The 22872-nt window shown below is 59.7% G+C and carries 16 protein-coding genes, 1 tRNA gene and 1 pseudogene; 5 read left to right on the top strand and 13 right to left on the bottom strand.

Annotation, left to right across the window (positions count from 1 at the left end; translation table 11 throughout):
• The first annotated feature begins 3 nt into the window (after nt 1–3).
• Nucleotides 4–1665, top strand: coding sequence for a sensor histidine kinase (locus H8274_RS02140; RefSeq protein WP_082159969.1), 1662 nt, complete (start codon nt 4–6; stop codon nt 1663–1665).
• Between the two features lie 54 nt (nt 1666–1719).
• On the opposite strand, the gene H8274_RS02135 is transcribed toward H8274_RS02140, so the two are convergent.
• A complete protein-coding gene (locus H8274_RS02135; protein WP_065415625.1) occupies nt 1720–2463 on the bottom strand; it encodes a lysophospholipid acyltransferase family protein in 744 nt (247 codons plus the stop codon).
• A 6-nt stretch (nt 2464–2469) separates the two neighbouring features.
• Nucleotides 2470–3447 (bottom strand): SDR family NAD(P)-dependent oxidoreductase, encoded by a 978-nt coding sequence (locus H8274_RS02130; protein WP_244924497.1) that lies wholly within the window; start codon nt 3445–3447, stop codon nt 2470–2472.
• 233 nt (nt 3448–3680) lie between these two features.
• Here H8274_RS02130 and H8274_RS02125 point away from each other — a divergent pair, with 233 nt between their 5' ends.
• Nucleotides 3681–4949 (top strand): HD domain-containing protein, encoded by a 1269-nt coding sequence (locus H8274_RS02125; protein ID WP_185933700.1) that lies wholly within the window; start codon nt 3681–3683, stop codon nt 4947–4949.
• A gap of 214 nt (nt 4950–5163) precedes the next feature.
• On the opposite strand, the gene groL is transcribed toward H8274_RS02125, so the two are convergent.
• From groL to H8274_RS02110, 3 genes are all read right to left on the bottom strand, one after another.
• Nucleotides 5164–6786, bottom strand: coding sequence for a chaperonin GroEL (gene groL / locus H8274_RS02120; RefSeq protein WP_049619134.1), 1623 nt, complete (start codon nt 6784–6786; stop codon nt 5164–5166).
• 529 nt (nt 6787–7315) lie between these two features.
• On the bottom strand, nt 7316–7990 hold the full coding sequence (locus H8274_RS02115) for a LytR C-terminal domain-containing protein (protein WP_185933699.1): 675 nt from the start codon (nt 7988–7990) through the stop codon (nt 7316–7318).
• A gap of 17 nt (nt 7991–8007) precedes the next feature.
• Nucleotides 8008–8451 carry a DUF3263 domain-containing protein gene (locus H8274_RS02110; protein ID WP_049619131.1) on the bottom strand — a complete coding sequence of 148 codons (444 nt, stop codon included), beginning with the start codon at nt 8449–8451 and terminating at the stop codon, nt 8008–8010.
• Between the two features lie 183 nt (nt 8452–8634).
• On the opposite strand from H8274_RS02110, the gene H8274_RS02105 reads away from it, so the two are divergent.
• Nucleotides 8635–9318 (top strand): uracil-DNA glycosylase, encoded by a 684-nt coding sequence (locus H8274_RS02105; RefSeq protein WP_049619150.1) that lies wholly within the window; start codon nt 8635–8637, stop codon nt 9316–9318.
• On the opposite strand, the gene H8274_RS02100 is transcribed toward H8274_RS02105, so the two are convergent.
• From H8274_RS02100 to H8274_RS09860, 4 genes are all read right to left on the bottom strand, one after another.
• Nucleotides 9315–9923 carry a hypothetical protein gene (locus H8274_RS02100; protein WP_185933698.1) on the bottom strand — a complete coding sequence of 203 codons (609 nt, stop codon included), beginning with the start codon at nt 9921–9923 and terminating at the stop codon, nt 9315–9317. The genes H8274_RS02105 and H8274_RS02100 overlap by 4 nt on opposite strands.
• A 191-nt stretch (nt 9924–10114) precedes the next feature.
• Nucleotides 10115–10190, bottom strand: a tRNA-Thr gene (locus H8274_RS02095).
• 390 nt (nt 10191–10580) lie between these two features.
• Nucleotides 10581–11408: a DsbA family protein gene (locus tag H8274_RS02090; protein WP_049619129.1), complete on the bottom strand. Its 828-nt coding sequence runs from the start codon at nt 11406–11408 to the stop codon at nt 10581–10583.
• A 124-nt stretch (nt 11409–11532) separates the two neighbouring features.
• Entirely contained in the window at nt 11533–13899 is a 2367-nt protein-coding gene (locus H8274_RS09860; RefSeq protein WP_185933697.1) for a serine/threonine protein kinase, read from the bottom strand.
• A 355-nt stretch (nt 13900–14254) separates the two neighbouring features.
• Between H8274_RS09860 and H8274_RS02080 the strand changes: the two genes are divergently transcribed.
• Complete coding sequence (locus H8274_RS02080) at nt 14255–14977, top strand: ABC transporter ATP-binding protein (protein WP_053093590.1); 723 nt, start codon at nt 14255–14257, stop codon at nt 14975–14977.
• A gap of 270 nt (nt 14978–15247) precedes the next feature.
• A complete protein-coding gene (locus tag H8274_RS02075) occupies nt 15248–16555 on the top strand; it encodes a DUF4032 domain-containing protein (RefSeq protein ID WP_065415619.1) in 1308 nt (435 codons plus the stop codon).
• 83 nt (nt 16556–16638) lie between these two features.
• On the opposite strand, the gene H8274_RS02070 is transcribed toward H8274_RS02075, so the two are convergent.
• The 4 genes and pseudogenes from H8274_RS02070 to H8274_RS02055 all read right to left on the bottom strand — a co-directional run bounded on the left by H8274_RS02070 (nt 16639) and on the right by H8274_RS02055 (nt 22722).
• The gene (locus tag H8274_RS02070) at nt 16639–17679 is read right to left on the bottom strand and encodes an aspartate-semialdehyde dehydrogenase (RefSeq protein ID WP_185933696.1); all 1041 of its coding nucleotides are present in this window, start codon (nt 17677–17679) and stop codon (nt 16639–16641) included.
• Nucleotides 17676–18950 carry an aspartate kinase gene (locus H8274_RS02065; protein ID WP_049619126.1) on the bottom strand — a complete coding sequence of 425 codons (1275 nt, stop codon included), beginning with the start codon at nt 18948–18950 and terminating at the stop codon, nt 17676–17678. Before H8274_RS02065 ends, H8274_RS02070 begins: the two co-directional genes overlap by 4 nt.
• Before the next feature lie 413 nt (nt 18951–19363).
• Nucleotides 19364–19963: pseudogene (recR, locus tag H8274_RS02060) on the bottom strand (recombination mediator RecR); the annotation flags it as partial.
• Entirely contained in the window at nt 19963–22722 is a 2760-nt protein-coding gene (locus H8274_RS02055; protein ID WP_244924607.1) for a DNA polymerase III subunit gamma and tau, read from the bottom strand. The gene H8274_RS02055 and the pseudogene recR, both read right to left, overlap by 1 nt.
• Between the last annotated feature and the right edge of the window lie 150 nt (nt 22723–22872).

The following is a 22872-nucleotide window of genomic DNA, read 5'->3' as shown; positions in this document are numbered from 1 at the left end:
GCGATGCGGCAATCTGCAACCCAAGAAACGCCCCAGCAACAGGCACACACTTTCCGCACTTCCCCACAAGCCGGCACGAAGCAACGCCGCGGGCGGGAAAACCGGCGGCAAAAGGCGGCGTCTACCATTCCTCACCGTTCACTCACGAAACAGCTCGTGGCGGTTTTCGTGGTAATTATCGGTGCCGCAATTCTCTTCTTAGGGATAGCCACCACCACGCTAATGCGGCAATACATGCTCAGTTCTACCGATGCCGACCTACGCAATTCTGGCTATAGCGTGGCTGACCGCCTGCTCAATGACATCGAAAACCAACGGCAGATCGAAGGCCAAACTCCCTACAGTTTTTCCAACTACTACATTTACCTGTCTTTCGGGGCTTCCCCGGACGTTGCTGTAGAGCCGATCGAAATCCGCCCCTCCACTTCTTTGCGTTATGGCATCCCGGGTAACCCGGAAGGAATTATCAAGCAGGCTCTGCGGGGCGGCGAAGACGCCAAGGTCAACCGTGATCCTTTCACGGTGGCTGGCGAAAATGGGCGGCAAAAATGGCGTGCCCTCGTGCTGGACGTTAAAGATGAAGGCGGGCAAGTGCTCGGCTACGCGATTATTGCTCAGCCCCTCGCCCCGATTATGTTCACCGTAACCAGGCTCGCTTTGATCTTCGGGCTGCTCGGGGTAGCCACGATGCTGGCTGGCACACTTGCCGTGAGCGCCACAATTTCCCGCACTTTGCGTTCCTTGCGCGATATTGAACGGGCCACGCAAGCAATTGCGGCCGGCGATCTTACGAAACGCGTTCCCCACGATGACGACGCCGATGAAGTGGGTTCTCTGGCCACTTCCATTAATACGATGCTCACCCAAATTGAAGATGCCTTTGCGGATAAGGAACGCAGCGAAGCCCAAATGCGGCAATTTGCTTCCGATGCTTCGCATGAGCTACGCACTCCTCTCGCTACCGTGAAGGGCTACACCGAGCTGTACCGGATGAACGGGGTACCCGAAGATAAAGTGGCCGACTGTATGGGCCGCATCGAATCGGAAGCATCTCGCATGTCCGAACTGGTAGAAGACCTTTTGCAACTAACTCGGATGGATGAGGGCCGGCCCCTCGAATTGGAATCTCTCTCCCTCACGGATATTGCGGAAGATTCCCTCTACGATCTGGAAGCCCGGGCACCCCAGCGGCATTCGCAGCTAATTGGTTTGCAAAGCCCCGAACCACCCAATGTCATAATCACGGCCGACCACAATAAGGTCACCCAGGTGATCGCCAATCTGCTCAGTAATGTTTTGGCACATACTCCAGAAGAAACCCCGGTAGAGCTCGCGGTAGGCATTGATAACGGTTGGGGCATTATTGAAGTACGGGACCACGGGCCGGGTATTTCCCCGGAAGATTCCGAAAAGATCTTCCAGCGGTTCTACCGTACGGATACTTCCCGCTCCCGTGCCTCTGGCGGCTCGGGCCTAGGCCTGGCGATCGTGGCCGCGATTATGGGCGCCCATGGCGGCAGCGCGCACGCTTTCGAAACTCCGGGCGGCGGCCTCACCGTCCAACTTGCTTTCCCGGGTGCTTCCAGCGATGAGATTGCCATGCGCGCGGCCGGCCTACTCTCTCCCGAAGAATCACCGGCACCCGCACAATCCGCAGAGCACTGACACTAAAATAAACGCGCCGCGAGCACCCGCCAGCACGGGAAAAGAAAAACTGCCCTATTTGGGGTCGAAGGCGCTAGTGCCGTCGGTTTCCACCGGGTGGGCGGTTTTTTGTTCGAGCATGAGCTCGATGGCGCGGAATACGCGTTTCATATAGGAATCGGCGTCTTCCCCTTCTTGGCCGTACATGGGTTTGCCAATAAAGAGGAATACTTCGCTGCGCGGTTTGGGCAGTACCGCGCCTACCGGCATGGCTTCGTGCCCGCCCGCCATTGCGATTGGCACGATCGGTACTTCGAATCTTTGGGCGAGCGCGGCGGCCCCAGCTTTGGGGGTGCCGAGTTCGCCGGTGCGGGAACGTGTACCTTCCGGGAAAATCAGGATCGGCACTCCGGCCCGCAAGAGGCGACCCGTCATTCCCTTCGCGCGGCCCGGTTTCAAACCCCGTCCGTGTTTCGAAGGCGTGTTCTTCTTTCTTTCAATCGGATAAGTGTTGAAAAACAGCGAGGTGAGGCCAGAAATCCCCGGGTTGCGATAAAAATAATCGGCGGCTGCCCCGGTGGCCAGCCGTTCCGTGAGTTTATCGGGCAGGAGGGAGAAAATCATGGGTGCATCCAGGTGCGAAGAATGGTTCGGCACCAACACGAAAGCCCCGTCTAAATCCTCAATGTTTTCTTCCCCCAGCACGGTACTTTTCAGAACCGTGTTGAGTACCGGTTTGGTGAGGAATTTGCGCACCCGATGCCGGCGCTTGGCTTTGCCGTCGTCGAGATAGGGATCAATCGGTTCGAGTTCCTCCACTACCGATCACCTCACCCCGTGCTCGCCAAGTTCTGCATTCGTGGCCTGAATTATATCGTGGTTCGTGCCGACGCCGTCGTTAAACGTACCTGCAACGGTACCTGTGGAAGAACCGGAACTTGCTGCGGGGCTCTCAGCCGGCGTGCTCGCAGGTACAGAAGCGCTTGGTTTGGTGGATGCGCTAGATTTGGCGGAACGCAGGGCGCGGGCTACCCGGTTCACGACGCGGCGTGGCCCTTTCTCCGCTAAGAAAGCGATCACCTGGTAGCGCCGGCTCGGCGTACACCGGATCTTGCCGCGCTCAGCTGCGCGTAACCCTGCCGCCGCCACTTGCTGGGGGTCGAGCCACAGAAAATCGGGGACGCCGCTACGCCGCCCGCCAGAGGCACGGTGAAAACCGGAACGCACCCACCCGGGTAACACGGCCGTCACCGTCACGCCCGTTCCGGCCAGTTCCAAGGCTAAGGATTCAGACCACACCCGAATAAAAGCTTTGATGGCCGCATACATGCCCATCGGCACAAAACCTTGCACCGAAGAAATATTGATAATCTGCCCCGAACCGGCTTCCCGCATTTTTTGGGCTACCGCTCCCCCAAGTTTTACCGGGGCCCGGCCCATTACCGTGAGGGCCGTTTCCGCCTCCGCGAAGTCTGTGGTGGCTAATGGTTGGTAAAGGCCCGTCCCCGCATTATTGACAAAAACGTCGAAAGCAAAATTCCGACTCGCAACCCATTCGCATAGGGCCGTGACCGTTTCCGGATCGGCCAGATCGGCCCGGATTTGTTCGCACGCAGCGCCGCTAGCTTGCAATTCGGCAGCGGTTTCAGCCAGCCCGGTAGTTCCCCGGGCTACGATCACCAGGTTGTAGCCGCGTTGGGCGAGCAGCCGCGCGAAAGCCCGGCCAATACCGGAAGTGCCGCCCGTTATTAAAGCGATAGGTTTACCGGCGGGAGCGGTAAAACTCGGGTTTATAGTGGTCACGTTTCTACGTTAGTTGATCGGGTGGCCTGCCGCGTGGCGGCGCGCCCGCTTCCGCTTCCTGCCCAAACCAGGGCGGGGCATAAGGGAAGGTTTTGTGAGCGGACGTTTGCGGTTTCACACCGCCTAGGCCTTGTTATTGCTCCGCCCATGTTTTTGCCGACTAGACTGCCACTACGTTAGCGCCCACCACGGGGGCGGCAGCGATGCGCGGGAACAGCCCGCGGGGAGGTCTCATGGGTGAAATACCTGCGTGGTTGCCTGCAAGCTACTACCGTTCGGTGCGAGGGCTCGGTTCCCCGGCCCCGCGTGAACAAATCGAAGCCGCCGGTGCGGAGTTGATTGCTCGCTGGAGCGACCCCGCGCGCACTTTCCACGGCCTTTCGCACGTGGTAGCGATGCTCAAAGATTTAGAGGCACTGATCACCGAAACCCACTCACCCGATGTGGTGCGTTTAGCAGCCTGGTACCACGGCGTCGAATTTACGACGCCGAAAGACGCCGGCACGCGGCGCAACCCGGGCGAAAACGAGTTCGCTTCGGCTTTGGCCGCGCAATCGGCTTTGCGAGAATTAGACGTGCCCGAAGAAGCTTCCCAACGCGTAGCGGAATTGATTCGTGGAATGGCCAGTAAACATCCCGAAAAGTGGGCAGTGATTGGCGGTTCGACGAGCGGACCGGTAGATCCGCGCGATATTGACCTCATGGTTTTGCGTGATGCACATTTGGCAGTTTTGGCAGAACCACCGCAACACTACCGTTCCTATTTGGACTGCTTGCGCCGCGAATACTCGTTCTATGACGATTCTTCCTACTACCGCGGCCGCAGTAGCGTGATCCAGAAATTACTTTCCCGCAAATACTTGTATTTCACGCCTACCGCCCGGCAATGGGAAAACTCGGCACGGCAGAACCTCACCGCCGAACTTGACCGCATCTTGGCGGCTTATCCGGAATTGCGGAGCACGGACAGTCCGGCCCCGCGCGGTAAAGAATATTTGCCCACACCCGGCTTCCCCACCCCGGAACCGGCGGCCGAACCGCTCGCGGAGGCAGAGGCGGAGCCGGCCGCTGCCCCACACGCCGAGGCACCCGCTACGGCTGCTTCCGCTACAGCTACTTCCGCTACGGCTGCTTCCGCTACAGCTCCCCCGGTTAAACCGGCATCCGCTACGGCGGCTTCCGTTAAAGTTCCTGCCGCTCCGGTTCCAGCTGTACCGGCAGCCGCGGGCGCAGCTCGGGAGGGTAAGCGGCGCCGGGAAGAAGTTTCGGAGAAAATCTTGCGGCGGATTGAGGAATCCCAACATGCTGCAGCTTTGGAACGGGAAGTGCGGGAAGCTTTGGAGGCCAAGGCCGATTCGCCTTTGCGTGATAAAACTCTGGCCTCTGAAACCGGGAAGCTTCCGCGCCTCGATCCTGAACTCTTGTCTGATATTAGGGCCCAAGCTAATCCGGATTTGCCGCCCGCGCCCACGCACGGAGTGGAGCGCGAACCGGAAGAATAGCGCCGCCAACCCCTAGCACCGCCTTCTCACAGCGCCGCAAACCCCTAGCACCGCCAACCCCAAGAAAAATATCGAGCGCGGCCAAAAAGTCGGATTGCGGAAGCGGCACGTAGCTAGCACAAAACGGGCGGGCAACGTAAAGTTGCCCGCCCGTTCGGCGTCGTTATTTAGAGCGCGTATGTGTATTCACGGCCGCGCTCACGCGCGGGGCGCTTTAGTACATGCCGCCGCCCTGTTCGCCACCCTGGTTATTGGTTTCCGGTTCCGGCTTATCGGCCACAACCGCTTCCGTGGTGAGGAACAGACCCGCGATGGAGCCCGCGTTCTGGAGTGCAGAACGGGTCACCTTGACGGGGTCCATAACCCCAGCCTTGAGCAGGTCTTCGTATTCGCCGGTAGCCGCGTTCAGGCCTTCGCCCTTGCCCAGGCCCTTGACCTTTTCGGCTACGACTCCGCCTTCCATACCGGCGTTGATCGCGATCTGCTTGAGCGGCGCCTGGATGGCTACGCGTACGATCTCCGCACCGGTTTCTTCGTCCTTATCATCGAAGGTGAGCGAATCGAATGCTTCCGCACCGGCCTGGATGAGGGCCACGCCACCACCGGCGACGATGCCTTCCTCAACCGCGGCCTTCGCGTTCCGCACGGCATCTTCGATGCGGTGCTTGCGTTCCTTCAGTTCCACTTCGGTAGCCGCGCCGGCCTTGATTACGGCCACGCCACCGGCAAGCTTCGCCAAACGCTCCTGCAGCTTCTCCGTGTCATATTCGGAGGTGGAGTTTTCGATCTGCTTGCGGATCTGCGAGGTGCGGCCTTCAATATCTTCAGCCGTGCCCGCGCCGTCCACGATAGTGGTCGAATCCTTGGTAACAACAACCTTGCGGGCCTTGCCGAGCATGGAGAGGTCCGTGTTCTCCAGCTTCAGACCCACGGATTCGGAAATTACCTGGCCGCCGGTCAGCACTGCCATATCCTGCAGCATTTCCTTGCGGCGATCGCCGAAGCCCGGAGCCTTCACGGCTACCGACTTGAAGACGCCACGAATCTTGTTGACCACGAGGGTGGCCAGCGCTTCGCCTTCTACATCTTCTGCCACGATGAAGAGCGGCTTGCCCGCCTGCATGACCTTCTCCAGCACCGGGAGCAGATCCTTCATATTGGAAATCTTGCTGTCTACGAGCAGGATGTACGGATCTTCGAGTACCGCTTCCTGACGTTCGGAATCGGTTACGAAGTACGGCGAAAGGTAGCCGCGGTCGAAGTTCATACCTTCGGTGAGCTCCAGTTCGAGCTCCAGCCCGGTGGATTCTTCCACCGTAATAACGCCTTCTTTGCCGGCCTTATCCATAGCTTCGGCAATGACCTTGCCGATTTCCGGATCGCCCGCGGAAATGGCGGCGGTAGAAGCAATCTGATCCGGCGTATCAACTTCGGTGGCGTCTTCGAGCAGCTTGGCGCAAACCGCCTTGACTGCCTTATCGATGCCCTTCTTCAACGCGATCGGGTTCGCGCCTGCTGCCACATTGCGCAAGCCTTCCTCAACCAGCGCCTGCGCCAGAACCGTAGCGGTCGTGGTACCGTCACCGGCCACGTCGTCGGTCTTCTTCGCTACTTCCTTGACCAGTTCCGCACCGATGCGTTCGTACGGATCTTCCAGCTCGATTTCCTTAGCAATGGAAACGCCGTCGTTCGTGATCGTGGGGGCGCCCCACTTCTTGTCCAGAACAACATTGCGGCCCTTGGGCCCAAGAGTTACCTTGACGGTATCGGCGAGAAGATTCAAGCCGCGTTCCATAGAGCGGCGAGCATCCTCATCGAAAAGAATGGTCTTTGCCATAACGGATTTTCCTCCCCTAGGGATGTTTCCGGCTGATGCCCGCGACGGACGAAGCGCCAACCGTTTTCCATAGCGGCTGGAAGCTCCTCATCGGCCGAACGAATTATCACTCTGTCACTTCGAGTGCCAGTTAGAATTTTGGCACTCGAACCCGGAGAGTGCAAGTTTTAGAAAATATTGAGCCACGCTTCACGCTCGCCGCAAATACGGCACAAACCCGCAATTTCCCGCCCTTTTACGGAAAACTGCGCGCCGCAAACTTGAGTCTTTGGAACTCAACTTTTCGCGCCTGGCGAGAGTGGGAAGAAATACCGGCGGTTTTTCAATACCAAACAGGGTTTGCCGCACGGGTGTCACGCGCAGCGGCCACGGGTTAGCACACCTCACCGGGAGCCTCGCCCATCACAAGTACCGCCCAGGCAGTGCTCCCACTGATCCGGTGGCTGGCGCATCCGCTGGGGGTGGGCTTTCGCGGCAAGCACGCCCGCCGGGTCTGATATTCGGCGCGTCCGCGCGCGGTGGGTTTCGCCTAGTCCACGAGTACGACGACGATCTGGTTGCCACCCGTGGCTTGTGCGTTTTCCACGAAATCGGTGATCCCTAAGGCCGCACCAATTGCTTGCACGGTAGGTAGATCGGCTGCGGCCGGGTAGAAGATCTGGCTATGGGCCGGGGCGGCGTGGCGGTAATTACCAATCGCCACATTCGTATAGCCGGCTTCGAGGAGAAGGTTCTGGTTCTTTGCCGCGTAGCCATTAATTCCGGAAGCGTTGAGCAAGGAAATAGACTTCGAAGTATCGGCCTGGGGCGTGGGATTTTCGGCCGGTTCTGCTTCCGCCGCGTCCGCATTTGCCTCGGTTCCATCTTCTGCCCCGTTCGCACCCGGCTTCACCGGTTGGCCGGGTTCCGGTATCGGGCTTTCACCGGGCTGTTCGCCTTCGCCATACACCGGCAAAGAAGCCGAGGGATCCGGTTCTGGCGTGGCCGTTTCTACCACGGCCGGGGTAGGAGATTCCTTCACCAAGGAATCTACGTTTACATTATTGAGCTTTATCAGCCCAATTCCCACGAGGGGCGCCAAAATCAAGACCGCCACCAGGGCGATCCACCATTTCGCATTCGATTTCTGTTTGCGGTGCGCGCCTTGGGTTACTCGCTGGCGTGCCGCGATATCGAATTCGTCCTCCGGATACTTCTTAGCCACAGCTCTAGCCTAACCTTTCACCTCTGCGGGAACGATTCCCCACGCCCGAATGTGCCGCGCTCCCTAGCCCGCTCTGCGCGTAAATTCCGGATCCGGCGTACTAGTTCCGGATCCGCTAACTCCGCCGCGGGCTTTTCCACGGCACTCGCCACCAGCAGGTAGTACTCGGTTTCTGTCATCCCCAAAGCGGTGATCGATGCCGCTTTGCGCCGAAACCGCGAACGCCAGGTTTTCTCATTATGCAAGACTTTCTGCTCCGCGGCAGTAAGGGGCTCGGTGGCAAGTGTGTTAGGCACCTCGCGCGCAGGCTGTTCTTGAGTAGCGGGCTGTCCTTGGGTAGCGGCCGGCTGTTCCTGGGTAGGCGCCTCGCGCGCAGGCTGTTTTCGGGTAGCGGCCGGCTGTTCCCGGCTAGGCGCCTCGCGCGCGGCCGCCTTCGCCTTGCGTTCTTCTGCAGCACTCACGTACCCGATTCGCCTTCCTTCTTTGTTCTTATTCCTTAGTGTTCCCCGGCGCTTTTCCCCGGCGCTCTTTCGGGTAACCCCACCCCGGCGGACGCCCTTCGGGAAGCCCCACACCTTCGGGAAACCCCATACCTTTCGGAAAGCTTTGCCCGTTTTGGCGGTGTGGCTACTACCCTGGGGTTTATGCAACCGCTTTCCGAGATCATTGCCCCCGATTGGGCTGCCGCACTTTCCAGCGTAGAACCAGATATTCACCGCATGGGAGATTTCCTGCGCGCCGAAAACGCCGCACAGCGTGGTTATCTCCCGGCCGGCCAGAACGTATTGCGCGCTTTCACTTATCCGCTGGCGGATGTGCGCGTGCTTATCGTTGGCCAAGATCCGTATCCTACCCCCGGCCACCCAGTTGGACTGAGTTTCTCGGTAGCTCCGGAAGTAAAACCAATTCCGCGTTCCCTGCGTAACATTTTTCAAGAATTGCAGGCCGACGTCGGAGTTGGCACCCCAGCCACCGGAGACCTTACACCGTGGTGCCAACGCGGTGTAATGCTCCTAAACCGTGTGCTTACCGTGCAACCCGGGAAACCTGCCTCGCATCGCGGGCGCGGCTGGGAAAAAATCACCGACCACGCGATTCGCGCCCTTGCCCGGCGCGGCGGCCCACTGGTGGCCATTCTATGGGGCCGGCAGGCACAAGAATTACGTCCGCTACTCGGTTCGATCCCGGCGATTGAAAGCCCGCACCCCTCCCCGCTCTCCGCTTCGCGCGGATTCTTCGGATCCCGACCCTTCTCCCGCACAAACGAACTCCTGGTTGCGCAGGGAGGGGCGCCTATTGACTGGTCTTTACCGGTAGCGAATGGCTAGGGTGCAACTTCCAGCGTAACCCCGTGCGCGGCAGCTTCGGCAGCAAGGGTTTCTTGGTTGGAGCTGGTGCTTGGTACCAGTTCTGCTATTTCTTGCAGAGTTTTTGCGTTCGGCGTCTTTTTGTAAGCCTTTATCGCTTCCGCCACGCTATCTGGCATCACCCCAAAGCTGTTTTTCACTTTGCTCAGGTACCACGTTGTACCCGGAAGGTTTGCGTCCCATTCCATGGCGCACGCCCACGCGTTATCCCAGTTTCGTTCAGTAACCTGCGCCGGGAAACAATCCTGCTTTTCCAAAAAGGCCACTTCTTCCGGGTTATTTTCCCGCCAACACGTAGCCACATCCTCCGGATCGAGAAAAGTGACCGGCGCTACCAGCGTACGGCCAGATTCGAGGGTGTAGGTTTTCGTGTTCGCATACGCGTCCGTACATTCCCGCATCTTGGCGACGGCGGCCTCGCGCGATACCGATGCGGGCGGCTCCGCGGTGCTGCGTGCAGAGCGCATGAGACCATAAACTACAGCCGCACAAAGGGCCACGCAGATTACTGCGATAACGACGCCGACTGCTTTTTTGCTGTGCGTTCTTTGCTGTGCGTTTTCCATGCCAGGGCCTCCTTGCCCGCGGGTGTACATCCTGCATTCCGCCAACTGTCTACTTTGGCCATCGGTTGTGGCTTAGAAAAAAGCTAACACGGCGCGAAAGAGATAAAAACACCCGGAAGCCCAAATTGATTACGCCGAGAAAGTAATATGAATAGGAGGTTAACGGATGGTTGCACATCAGCAAATAAAACTGGAGCCCCCGACAGGACTCGAACCTGCGACCCCCTGTTTACAAGACAGGTGCTCTACCAACTGAGCTACAAGGGCGTGGCCCGCTAGGCGGGCACTGAAGAAGTGTACCGGTTTCTAAGGAAAAGTCCCAGTGCCAGGCCGAGATATAAGCCACGGACCAGCACTGGGACCTTTTTGTTATGTAATTTGCTTCGCATTACGGCGCCGCCGGGCTACTTTACCGCCGGGCTACTTTACCGCCGGGCTACTTTACCGCCGGGGTTCCCCACCGCCGGGTTGCTCTGCCGCCGGGCTATTTTGTTGCTCGGTTGCTTTGTTGCTCGGTTGCTTTGTTACTCGGTTGCTTTGCCGCCGGGTTGCTCTGCTACCGGGCTGTTCTACGCCCGAGCTTGCCACTAAGCACGCCTAGCGGAGCCAAGCGTGGCTAGCAAAGCTCGGCTAGCAAAGCGCGGCTAGCAAACCTTGCTACTTAGCGTTTTCAATGGCCTTGAGCAGGGCGCCATTCGCCCAGTTTTCATTGTATTGTTTGCCGTTGATCAGGATCGTCGGCGTGCCGGTGAAACCGTTCTTGGTGAACTGCTTGAGGGCCTGCTCAGACAGTTCCTTGTAAGCACCGCCGTCGATATCTTGCTTCATCTGCGCCACTTGCTCGTCACTGAGCCCCACGAGCTTAGCTTCGTCATACAGGGCGGAAACATCTGGCGGTTGCACGCCCCCTTCGGTGGGCTGGGCAAAGAGCGGAATGGTGATATCCGCGAACACCTTATTGTGGAAGTCCAGGTACTTATCGGGAGCGTGCTCCGCGATCCAGAATTCGATGCGCTGCCCGTCTGCAGAGAAGGGAATATTCGGGTAAATCGAGGTGGGATAGTACTCGAGAGTAATCTTCCCGTCCTGAGCCATCTGCCGTAGAGTTTCGGCGTATTCATCGTCCAAAACCGTGCAGTGTGAGCACAGGTAATCGAAGTAAATCGAAACCCGCGGCACTCCACTATTAGAGGTACCGGCAGCCAGTTCCTTACCGATACTGATTCCGCCGAATTCGTTAATTTCCTGCGGCAGTTTGGTGGTGATCTCCGTGCTCGACTGTTCACCCGCATCCGAGATCGCCGACTTCTTATTGCCGGAAACGATGTACCAGATCGCTGCTCCCACCAGAGCCACCACCACGATCCCCACGATTATCGCGATTAGGCGGTTGCGTTGGGTGCGTTTCTTTTCTTCCTCACGAAGTTTCGCGGCCGCCTCGCGGGCGCGCTCACGGCGTTGTGCCTTCGTTTCGTTTTTCGCCATTCTCTTCCTTCAGTGTTTTCGACGACGCCGAACGCTTGCTACGCCGTCGCGCATTAGCATCGTTTATAGCGTATCGCCTTTCTCAGCCCGCAAAGGCGGACCCGGCCACAGTATTCCCTTTGATTTAGCCAAAAATGGATTCCAAATCGACGTCGGGTGCGCCGGGAATAAAGAAAGGTGCGTCCGGTAGCGGCGCCCATTTGGTTGGCGTGCTTAGCGTGACGGCCAGTAAAGCCACCGCGCCCAAAGCGAGTAGCACTCCCCAAAAACGCCGGTAACCGGGCGAAGGGGCGAGCACGGAAAACACGATCCGGGAACCTTCCCGCGTCCACGCACCGCCCGGGCCAAACCACGACATTAGCACTGCACCGGTAGCTCCCGCCAGGAACGCAAAATCAACCGTTACCAGCTCAAAAAGATAAAGCACCCAGGCCAGGGCGAGCCCGCCAGCGGCCCCGGTAATCACCATGCCTATCCCGTTTACCAGGGCTTGCGCGCAAGCCAGTGGAAATCTGCCCACGGCCCACAGCAAATCGCCACTATGTGTTCCGTCCGCCGCAAAACGACGTTTTTGCAAAGCCCCGCGGGTGATCGCGAGCGCGGCCAAAACGAAACATCCCAGCACGTAGGCCAGGCCGGTGGGTATCGGCCAGCGCCACAATAGTTGCACCAGGATGCATCCGGCCAGCAAAGTCAGAAACGGTGCGTTGGCAGCAGGCCGCGCCCAGCGGGGTGTGGGTGCAGGTGCGGCCATTCCTGCCGGAGCGCCCGGCCAGCCCGCGCCCTGCTCACCTTGCCAGGAACCAACCTGTTCGCCTTGCCAGACGCCGCCGGGCTGGGCTTGCCCGCCCGGTACGCCCGCGTTCGGGCCGGCTCCGGCGGGCGGTTCGCCACCCGGCCAGCCCGGGGCGCCATTATTATTCGCCACTGGTACCGCGATATCGACCGGCGGCGCCGCTTGCGGATACGAAGCTGCTTGCGGCGCTACCGCCGGGGCCGGTGTTGCCGCCGGCGGCCCATAACCAGCCACGGGCTCGTATTCGTTATCGGCCGCAAAATACTCGGGCGCTAGCTGGTATTTGGGGGCTACCGGATAGGCCAAAGTTGGCGTTCCGGCAGGCACGGCTGATTCCTGCCCGCCCGGCAGTATCTGCGTGCGGTCACTATCCGCCCCCGCGTTAAAAACCGGCCCGGCACTAAGCACTTGCGTGCGGTCAGTATCCAGCCCCGCGCTAAGCACCTGCGTGCGGTCACTATCCGGTGCGGTACTGCCCGGCTGTAAACCTGCTTGCGCAGCGCCGTGGTAACCAGATCCCGCCTCCGACAATTCCGAAGAAGCTAGGGCTAGGCCTGAATCGTGTGGAATGCCGGAATAGGGCCGCGTAGCATCCGGATCGTTAGTTCCAACGCCCATTCCGGCAACGCCGCCAGTGCCCGCTCCAGCAAAGCCGCCAGCGCCCGCTCCAAGGCCGCCGCCGGCGCCATCTCCAGCTCGAGTTCCAATTTCCGCGCCGGAAGCAATGCTAGCGCCGAGGGCCGCGCCGGCCGCAGCACCCAGGCCGGCGGCAGCGCCCATTCCAGCGGCACGGCCCAGGCCGGGTTTTTGTACAGCTGCCCCTGTAGATCCTTCTCCGTCTCCCGCTATCGGCGGCCTATAGGCACGGGTGGCCTGGTTGGGAGCAGGCGGCGGAACCGGAGCGCCCTGCCAAGCTTGCGAATCGCGCAAACACTCGATGAGTTGCGCATACGGCAAGCGTTCTTCCAGCCGGCCGGCCAGGGCTTGCGCGAAAGCCTGGGCGATTGCGGGCGGGACACCAGAAAGATCGGCCTCGCCGTCGAGCACTTTACGCATGATTACGGGCGCGCTATCTCCTCCGTAAGGATCGTGGCCGGTGGCGGCAAAAGCGATCACGGCGGCGAGCGCCCAAAAATCGGCAGCTTCATCAGGTTGGGCGCCCATGAGCACGCGCGGGTCTAGGTAGCCGGGCGTGTGGGTGATCGAACCGCGTTGGGTGAGCCGCGTATCGCTACCCGTTTGAGAGATACCGAAGTCGATCAGAATCGGGCCGGCCGAAGAAATCATCACATTAGAAGGTTTCAGATCGCGATGTAGCACCCCTATCTCGTGCACGGAATGTACAGCGTGCCCCAGCCGTGTGGCAAGTTCTACGAGGTCATGCCGGTCATAGGGGCCGTCGGTGCGCACGTCTTCTGCCAAGGTAGGGCCATCAACCAGTTCGGTAACGATAAAGGCAGTTTCGTCCTCGATCTCGGCATCTAACACCTCTGCCACATACGGACCCTTCACCCGTTGCAACATGTCCACTTCACGGCGCAAACGCGCCCGCCCGGCCGGGTCTGCCACCGCCGCCGGGTGTAGCAGCTTCAAGGCAACACGCGTACCGCCACCATCAATCGCCTCGTAAACCGTAGACATTCCGCCCTGGCCGATCGACCGCACCAGGCGGTACCCTCCGATGTCGCTATGCATACCCCAAAGGTACCCGAGGATAATTGGCTATCCCGCCACCTTAGTTTTCGCTCTCCGGTAGAGCTATGTAACGCCGCCGCAAAACGCCAACGCCAAACCAGCCCCTTACCGGTCTCGGGGCCTTCCATAAACATCTCTTCGGGAGATAAGTCCCAGCAGGTCAGCAGGTAAATTTTACGCATGCGGCGACCCGCCGCGTGATGTGTTCTTGCTAATTGCGCGTACCGCTCCTGGCACTGTAATAATGTAAGTGTTCGCTCCGCCAGGCATTCAGGGATGGGCCTGCTCGCCAGCGGAGCCACCACTATTCTGTTTTTATTTTTAACGCATCTGGCTATTCCGAGGAAGGACGGCCATGGCATCCGTTACCTTCGACGGCGCAACCCGCCGTTATCCCAACGCGGTTGCACCCGCCGTTGATAACCTTGATCTTTTTATTAACGACGGCGAATTCTTTGTACTCGCGGGCCCGCCGCGTTGCGGCAAATCCACGGCCATGCGCATGTTGGCGGGGCTGGAAAGCGTGGATTCTGGGCGCATCTACGTCGGTTCGGAAGACGTAACTGACTTGCCGCCAAAACTGCGCGACGTAGCTATCGCTTTCCAAAACTATGCGCTCTATCCGCATATGACCGTCCGCGAAAATATGGGTTTCGCACTAAAAATTGCCGGAACGCCTCTCGAAATTATTGCGGAACGCGTGGAAGACGCCGCCGAGGCCTTGGAACTTTCCGGAAAACTGGAACTCAAACCGGGCGATCTCACCCGCGCCGAGCGGCAAAAAGTGGCTATTGGGCGCGCGCTGGTGCGTACCCCGAAGGTTTTCTTGATGGACGAACCACTCATCAATTTGGATATGGACCTGCGCGCTCACACCCGCGAACTGATTCTTTTGCTCCAGCAGCACAATCAGGTGACCACCGTTTATCTCACGGCCGACCCGCAGGAAGCCCTAGCCCTGGGAACCCGGATTGGGATAATGAACGAGGGGCGGATGGTGCAGATCGGCACGCCCGCAGAACTGGCAGAACATCCCGAAAATAATTTCGTGCAGCGCTTCCTAGAACAGGGCCAGTAGATCCGGCGTCGTGTTTTACCTCACCGGCCGCCCGGCAACCAGGCAACCCGGCAACCCGCCGCCCGGCAACCTAACACCCCGGTAACCAGGCAACTCGCCATCCGGCAACCCGACCATCCGGCAACCTAACACCCCGACCGTCCAGCAACTTAACACCCCGGCAACCTTCGACAACTTGGCAATCCATCCCCACGCGGCGCCGAATTTGCTCTGCCTCACTATCTATTTTTAGCGATCGCATAAGCCCCGTAAGTGTTTTACCCTAGGGGTGTGAAAGCCGAGCTCAGCATTACTGCAGCCCAGGTCGAACCCGATCTGATTGACCTGCCTTGGTCTTACCCACTCGAAACCTGGCCGAAAAGACTTATTGCCGCCTTACCGCGGGGCATTTCGCGCCATGTGGTGCGCTTCGTGCGGCTGGGCGGAAAGAAGACGATCGCCGTAAAGGAGATTTCTGAACCGGTCGCCTTCCGGGAATACGAACTGCTGCGGAGCCTGGTCAAACTCAATTTGCCCACGGTCACGCCAACCGCCGTCGTCACGGGCCGGGTACAACAAAACGGGGAACCGCTCAACGCGTGCCTCATCACCGACCACCTCCCCTACTCTTTGCCGTACCGCGCGGTGATCGGGCACGACCACCGGCGCGAAGCGATCAATCGCCTCATTGATGCTTTGGCCGTGCTCATGGTCCGTTTGCATTTAGCCGGGTTCTTTTGGGGTGACGTTTCTCTTTCCAATACGCTGTTTCGGCGCGACGCCGGCTCTTTCGCCGCGTATTTGGTAGACGCCGAAACCGGGGAGCTTTTCGATCCGATCACGGACGGCAAACGCCACTACGATACGGATGTGGCCCGCACGAATATTATTGGCGAGCTCATGGATCTGATTGCCGGCGGTATTTTGCCCGAAGATTTCGACGCGATTTCCGTAGGTGACTATTTTGAGAAGCGCTACCACGAACTGTGGGACGAAGTTACTGCCGTAACCACGATTGGCCACGGCGAAAAGTGGAAAGTGACGGACCGCGTGCAACGGCTCAACCGGCTCGGGTTCGACGTCGATGAGCTTTCTATTACTACCCATCCGGGGGCCAGCCAGCTAAATATTCAGCCGAAGGTGGTGGAAGCTGGGCATTATGCGCGCAAGGTGGAACGGCTTGCCGGGCTGAACGTGGAAGAAAATCAGGCGCGGCGCATCCTCAACGATATTGGCGAATACGCGGCTACTAACGATTTGGAAGGCCAGCCGGAAAGCACCGTGGCACACGCTTGGCTTCGGGATGTGTACGAGCCCACCATCGCCGCGATCCCACCTGAGCTTTCCGGAAAGCTTGAACCGGCAGAGATTTTCCACGAAATTTTGGAACACCGCTGGTTCATTTCCGAACGGCAGGGCCGGGACGTACCGCAGGCGGAAGCCGTGCAGTCTTTCATTACTGAAGTACTCCAGCACCGCCGGGACGAAAAGGCTTTCCTGGACGCTACCGAACCGGAAATCCTGCCGGAAGCAAACGAAACCCCGGCCGGTGCGGACGATACTTCGCCCACCCCAGCCGGGGAAGAAGCACGTGAGTAGCCTCGCGGTAGTGCGCACTTGCCTTAGGCGCTTACCTCAGGCCGCGGCTTGTTTAGACTGCGTACCTCAGGCCGCGGCTTACTTTAGGCCGCGGCCGCGGCGAGTAGCTCGGCGATTTGGATGGCGTTGAGCGCCGCGCCCTTACGCAGGTTATCGGCCACGCAGAAGAAGGCGAGGCCGCGGCCTTCCGGGGCGGCCTGATCGCGGCGAATCCGGCCCACGAAGCAACCATCCTTGCCGGCGGCCTGCAACGGATTCGGCAAGTCCACTACGTGCACGCCGGGGGCTGCACGCACTAGCTCGGTAGCCTGCGCTACGTCTACTTCTGTGCTGAACTCGGCATTCACGGCCAAGCCGTGCGCGGTGAAAACCGGGATACGCACGCACGTGCCCGCCACCCGCAAATCTGGGATACCTAAGATCTTGCGCGATTCATAGCGCAGTTTTTGTTCTTCGTCGGTTTCTAGCGAACCATCCTCTGCCAAATTGCCGGCAAAAGCTACCGCGTTGAAAGCAATCGGCGCCTTATAAACATGCGATTCCGGGAAATCCACGGCCGTGCCATCCAAAGCTAGGTGGCGATAATCTTGGGTTACGGCCGCTTCAATCTGCTCGGATAGTTCTTTTACGCCGGCCACCCCGGAACCCGATACGGCCTGGTAGCTGGCTACCGTGAGCCGCTCCAAACCATACGCATCATGGAGCGGTTTCAAAATCGGCATGGCCGCCATAGTGGTGCAATTCGGGTTCGCAATAATCCCCTTGGGGCGATGCGCGAGGGCTTCCGGATTTACTTCCGCCACTACGAGCGGCACTTCCGGATCATTGCGCCAGGCCGAAGAATTATCGACCACGGTAGCCCCGGCTTGCGCGAAAAGGGGTGCATACTTCTTGGAGGTAGACCCACCGGCAGAGAAAATTGCAATATCGATACCCGAATAGTCGGCACCGTCTACGTCCTCTACGGTCACTTCGTGGCCGGCATAGCTCAGCTTCGTACCCGCACTGCGTGCCGAAGCAAAAAAGCGTACGCGATCCGCGGGGAAGCCACGTGCTTCCAACAGCCCGCGCATTACCCGCCCTACCTGGCCGGTTGCGCCAACCACCGCAAGAGTCAAACTCATCGTCCTGTTCCTCCGTACACCACGGCCGCGTGCGCCGCATCCAAACCGAACACGGTGTGTACCGCGCGGGCAGCCTCTCCTAATACTTCTTCATCTACCACTACGGAAATACGAATCTCCGAGGTGGTAATCATATCTACGTTTATGCCCAGGTCTCCCAGAGCGCCAAAGAATTTCGCGGAAACCCCGCTGTGGGAACGCATTCCGGCGCCCACGATAGAAAGAATCCCGATCGAAGGTTCTACCTTAATGTCTTCAAATCCAAGTTCGCGTTTGCGGGCGTTGAGCGCCCCCACCACGCTATCTACGTCTGCGCGTGGCACGGTGAAGGAAATATTAGAGAACCCTTTCCGCGAAAGCGAAGTGTTTTGCACGATCATGTCAATATTGCCGTCTTTTTCGGCAACGGCGGCGAAGATCCGGGCCGCCACTCCGGGTTTATCCGGCACTCCCACCACGGAAATCTTCCCCTGGTTGCGATCTGCCGCAACTCCGGTAACCGTTGGTTCTTCAATTCCACCCGATGTGAGTTGTTGGCTGGTATCTTCCACTATCCACGTTCCTTCTTTGTTAGAGAACGACGAGCGCACATGCAAAGGCACGCCGAACTTGCGCGCAAATTCCACCGCCCGCAAATGCAAAACTTTCGCACCGTGTGCGGCCAGTTCCAAAGTTTCTTCATAGGTCATAAAAGGCAGCGGCGAAGCAGCCGGAACAATCCGCGGATCGGCAGTAAATACGCCGTCCACGTCCGTATAGATTTCACAGGCGTCCGCACCCAGGGCAGCGGCAAATGCCACCGCCGTCGTATCCGAACCACCCCGCCCCAAAGTGGTCACATCATTATCTTCGTTCACACCCTGGAAGCCGGCGATAATCGCCACGCAATTATCCTGCAAGGTGCGCACGATTCTTTCCGGGACAATCCCAATAATCGAGGCTGACCCGTATTCTTGATCGGTACGCACTCCGGCCTGCTGCCCGGTAAAGGCACGCGCTTTCACGCCCAGTCCGTTGACGGCCATAGATAGGAGGGCCATCGAAATGCGTTCCCCCGCGGTGAGCAAAATATCGAGTTCCCGCGCCGGCGGGTTATCCGTCACTGAGTGCGCCAGGTCAAGCAGATCGTCAGTAGTATCGCCCATTGCGGAAACCACCGCGATCACCTGGTTGCCTTGCCGTGCTGTTTCCGCGATCCGCGCGGCAACACGTTTTATCCCCGCCGCTTCCGCGACGGATGATCCTCCGAATTTTTGAACTATTAGCGCCAAAACAGCCCACTCCTTTTGCGGCTTTGCTGGCGTAATTCTAACGAGACTTTCACGCGGGATGCGCGGTTATCTCACGCCATACCCCAATGTGTGATGAGTCTTGCTCAGTTTTTCGGCGCGGCCGGCGGGTTTGGGTGCGCGGCGCGGCTGGTTTCACCGCCCGGCGTGGCAGGCGGATTTGTGTTCGCGGTAGGCCCGGTTTCAGCGGCCGGCGTGGCCGGCAGGTTCGGGGGCGTAACCAGCCCGGTTTCAGCGGCCGGCACGGCCGGCGGGTTCGGGGGCGTAACCAGCCCGGTTTCAGCGGCCGGCACGGCCGGCAGGTTCGGATTCGCAGCCGGCGGGTTCGGGGGCGTAGCCGGGTCGGTTGCGGCTTCCGGTGTGGCTGGCTGCGCGGGGGCGGCGTCGAACCCGGCTACCTTGGTGCGGCCCTCGAAGGCACGCGAGAGGGTGATCTCATCGGCATATTCGAGATCGCCACCCACGGGAAGGCCGGAGGCGAGCCGGGAAATTTTGATGCCGATCGGGCTGAGGAGGCGGATAATGTAGGCCGCGGTAGCTTCGCCTTCGATATTTGGGTCGGTGGCGAGGATAACTTCTTGGACCGCTCCGTTTTGGAGACGTTGCAGAAGTTCACGAATACGCAGGTCTTCGGGGCCGATCCCGCGGATGGGATTAATGGACCCGCCGAGCACGTGATATTTTCCGCGATATTCGCGAGTGCGTTCGATGGCCACGATGTCTTTAGCTTCTTCCACCACGCAAATGGTTTCTTCTGAGCGGCGCGGATCGGAGCATATCGTGCACACTTTTTGTTCGGTAACATTTCCGCAGATTTCGCAAAAATGCACTTTTTCTTTTACGGCAAGCAGCGCATCGGCCAGTTCTTTTACTTCTGCTTCGTCTTGTTCGAGCAGGTAGAAAACTATTCTTTGCGCACTTTTGGGGCCGATGCTGGGCAGGCGACTAAAGGCGTCGATGAGGTTTTGTACCGCACCATCAAAAATTCCAGCCATTAGTAACCGCTCTCCTCGCTCTCCGTAATTTCCTCAATAATCTGCGCCTCGAAAGTTTCGAGCACCACGTCCACACCGACCACGGAAGATTCCGAAATCTTCGGATCATCTGCCGAAACCGATTCCTCATCCAACCAGCTTGGCGAGCCCGGCGCCGGCGTGGCCGAAGCCGGATCCAGGCTATTGCCCGCCCGGTTTGCCGCAGCGCCCGCATACGCGGCAGCGCTAGCGAAAGTGCCGGTGGCTCCACTTGGTGACGACGCCGTTTGCCCCGCTCCCAGGCTACCTGGCCTGCCCATGCTACCGGGCGAAAGCTCACTCTTCGCCGTCGCGGAACTACCCGTTACCGGACTGCCGGCCGCCGCGACACCCGCTACCGGACTGCCAGCCGCCGCGACACCCGCTACCGGGGTGCCCGCTGCTGAGATTCCTGCTGCTGCGGATCCTTCCGCTCTTGGGGCTCCCGCACCGGTCTGATCTGCACCCGGGGTCCGTGCCGGGGTGGCCGGTGACATCGGCGCCGGCGCGTTGCTCGCGGCGGAAGGTATGCCCGGGGCGACCCCGGGGGCACGCTGCCCGCTTTGCATTTCCCGCACGGCCTGAACTGCCGAAAAGCCCGGGCCTTGCGGGTTTTGGTGGGTCTTGGGCATGGTCGGAATCCGGAAGGTCGGCCCCGGCGCCGGCGCTGGCGCGGGCGCAGGCGATTCCGGAGTTTCCGGCACTCCCGGAACTTCTGGAGCCGGACTCGGTGTTGCCGCACCGTCCGGCGTTGCCGCTACGTTGGCGCCGGCTTGGCTAGGCCCGGCTGTAGCTTGCATTTCTGCCGGGAAACGCGGCATGGGCATGCGCTGCATGTAGAAGGGAACTTCTTCTTCTTCCGGGTATTCCTCTTCCTCGTCCGAAATTTCTTCCGGCAAAGGCGGCGTTTCGCTACCGGCCGGTGACTGCGCTATATTCTTCGCGCCCGCGAACGCGGGCTCAGCTTTTGGGCGAGCATCATCACCTTCCGCAAGCTGTGCCTCCGGCACCGGACGTGCCGTAATGTTTTGCCCCACCACCTTGTTCGTAAATATCGAGAGGTGTTTATTAAGCCGCTCCAAGTTGCGCGGATTTTCCAATAATTGCAAACCGCGCTCGCCCGCAAAAGCGATAGTCACCGTATTTCCGTCCTGACTCACCGGGCGCGCCGGTTCTGCAAAAATGCCCTGCGCGAAGGCCCCCGACGTAGTGACCGCTTGCCACTGATCCTGCAAAACCCGCACGAAATCCGGTTCTTCGCGCGGCTTGCTCTCCACCTCTTCGTGCGGCTCGTTCGCTGCCTCTGCGGGAGCCGCGCCCGCCCGAGCCGGGGTGGCAACGCCCGCGGATTGTGAAGCCGCCGGAGCAGCCGGTACAGGTGCGACAGGCGCAGCTGTTGACTCAGCCGGTGCAGGTGCGGCAGGGCCGCGTTGCGCCGTGCCTTGTTGCACGGAAGCTTGGCGGGCCGCAGCCATAACGCGTTCCCGGGCGACATCGCGTGCCGATTTTCCGCCGGCCGCAGCTGGCCGGACCGGAGCCGTGCCCGGTTGATCCCCGGCCTGCGAAAGCGCGGCGCGAGCTCCGGCGTCGTCGGTAAAACCACCACCGCCAAAACCGGCACCGTTTACCGCACCCCCGTGTTTTTGATACGCGGGAAGCAGGAGGCGCGCGCAAAGCAACTCGAGCTGCAAGCGCGGCGAGGTGGCGCCCGTCATATGCGAAAGTGCCTCATTGGTTTGTTCCGCACTATAAGTGGCACGCGCGGCGCCCAGAGCTTGCGCTTGCGCCACCATCTGTTCGTAACGGTCTTGGGGAAGGGAACCGAGGGCGTCTGGCGCGGCCTCCCCCGCCAAAGAAATCACTACCAGATCGCGGAAACGCTGCAGCAAATCAGCCACGAAACGGCGCGGTTCGTGCCCGGCGCCAATCAACTCTTCCACGGTGGCAAATAATTTGCCGCCATCTTCTGCCGCCACCGCCGCAACGGTACGGTCCAGCATCGCCGAATCGGTGTACCCGAGCAGTGCGATCGCCTGTTCATATTCCAGGGTAGAAGATTCCGAACCGCCCATGAGCTGGTCGAGCACGGACATCGAATCGCGTACCGAACCACCGCCGGCGCGCACAACGAGCCCCAACACGCCCGGCCCGGGGGTGAAACCTTCCTGGGCGCAAATCCCCGCCAAATATTTTTCCATGGTGTCTGGAGCGACCAGGCGGAAAGGATAGTGGTGGGTGCGCGAACGAATCGTGCCAATCACCTTTTCCGGTTCCGTGGTGGCAAAAACAAATTTGATGTGGGGTGGCGGTTCTTCCACAAGTTTCAGCAGGGCGTTGAAACCCTGCGTGGTCACCATGTGCGCCTCGTCAATAATGAAAATCTTGTAGCGGTCGCGTACCGGGGCAAAAGCGGCACGTTCCACGAGGTCACGTGCGTCGTCTACCCCACCGTGGGAGGCGGCGTCCATTTCGACGACGTCGAAGGAACCCGCGCCATCTAAGGCCAAGTCGCGGCAAGAATCGCATTGCCCGCACGGGGTATCGGTGGGGCCCTGCGCGCAATTCAGGCAGCGGGCCAAAATCCGCGCCGAAGTAGTTTTGCCGCACCCGCGCGGACCCGAAAACAGGTAGGCGTGCACGGTGCGATTAGCCCGTAAGGCGGCCATCAGGGGCCGCGTCACATGATCTTGCCCGATCACGTCTTGGAATCGCTCCGGTCGATACTTCCGATAAAGTGCCATGCTCACGCTCGCCAGTCTACGTTGCCGCGGCGCTCGTGTTGCATCCACTCCCCAAGGGTTAACCCACATTCGCAGCAAAACAGGGCGAATATCGCAGGGCCGGTACAGGCAGACACAAGCTGAGACAAGCCAGCTGGAGCTTATACGCTA

Origin of the sequence: Actinobaculum suis, assembly GCF_900618115.1 — a bacterium.
GTDB lineage: Bacteria > Actinomycetota > Actinomycetes > Actinomycetales > Actinomycetaceae > Actinobaculum > Actinobaculum suis.
The sequence above is the reverse complement of the archived record's forward strand: the minus strand, read 5'-3'. Positions and strand labels throughout refer to the sequence as shown.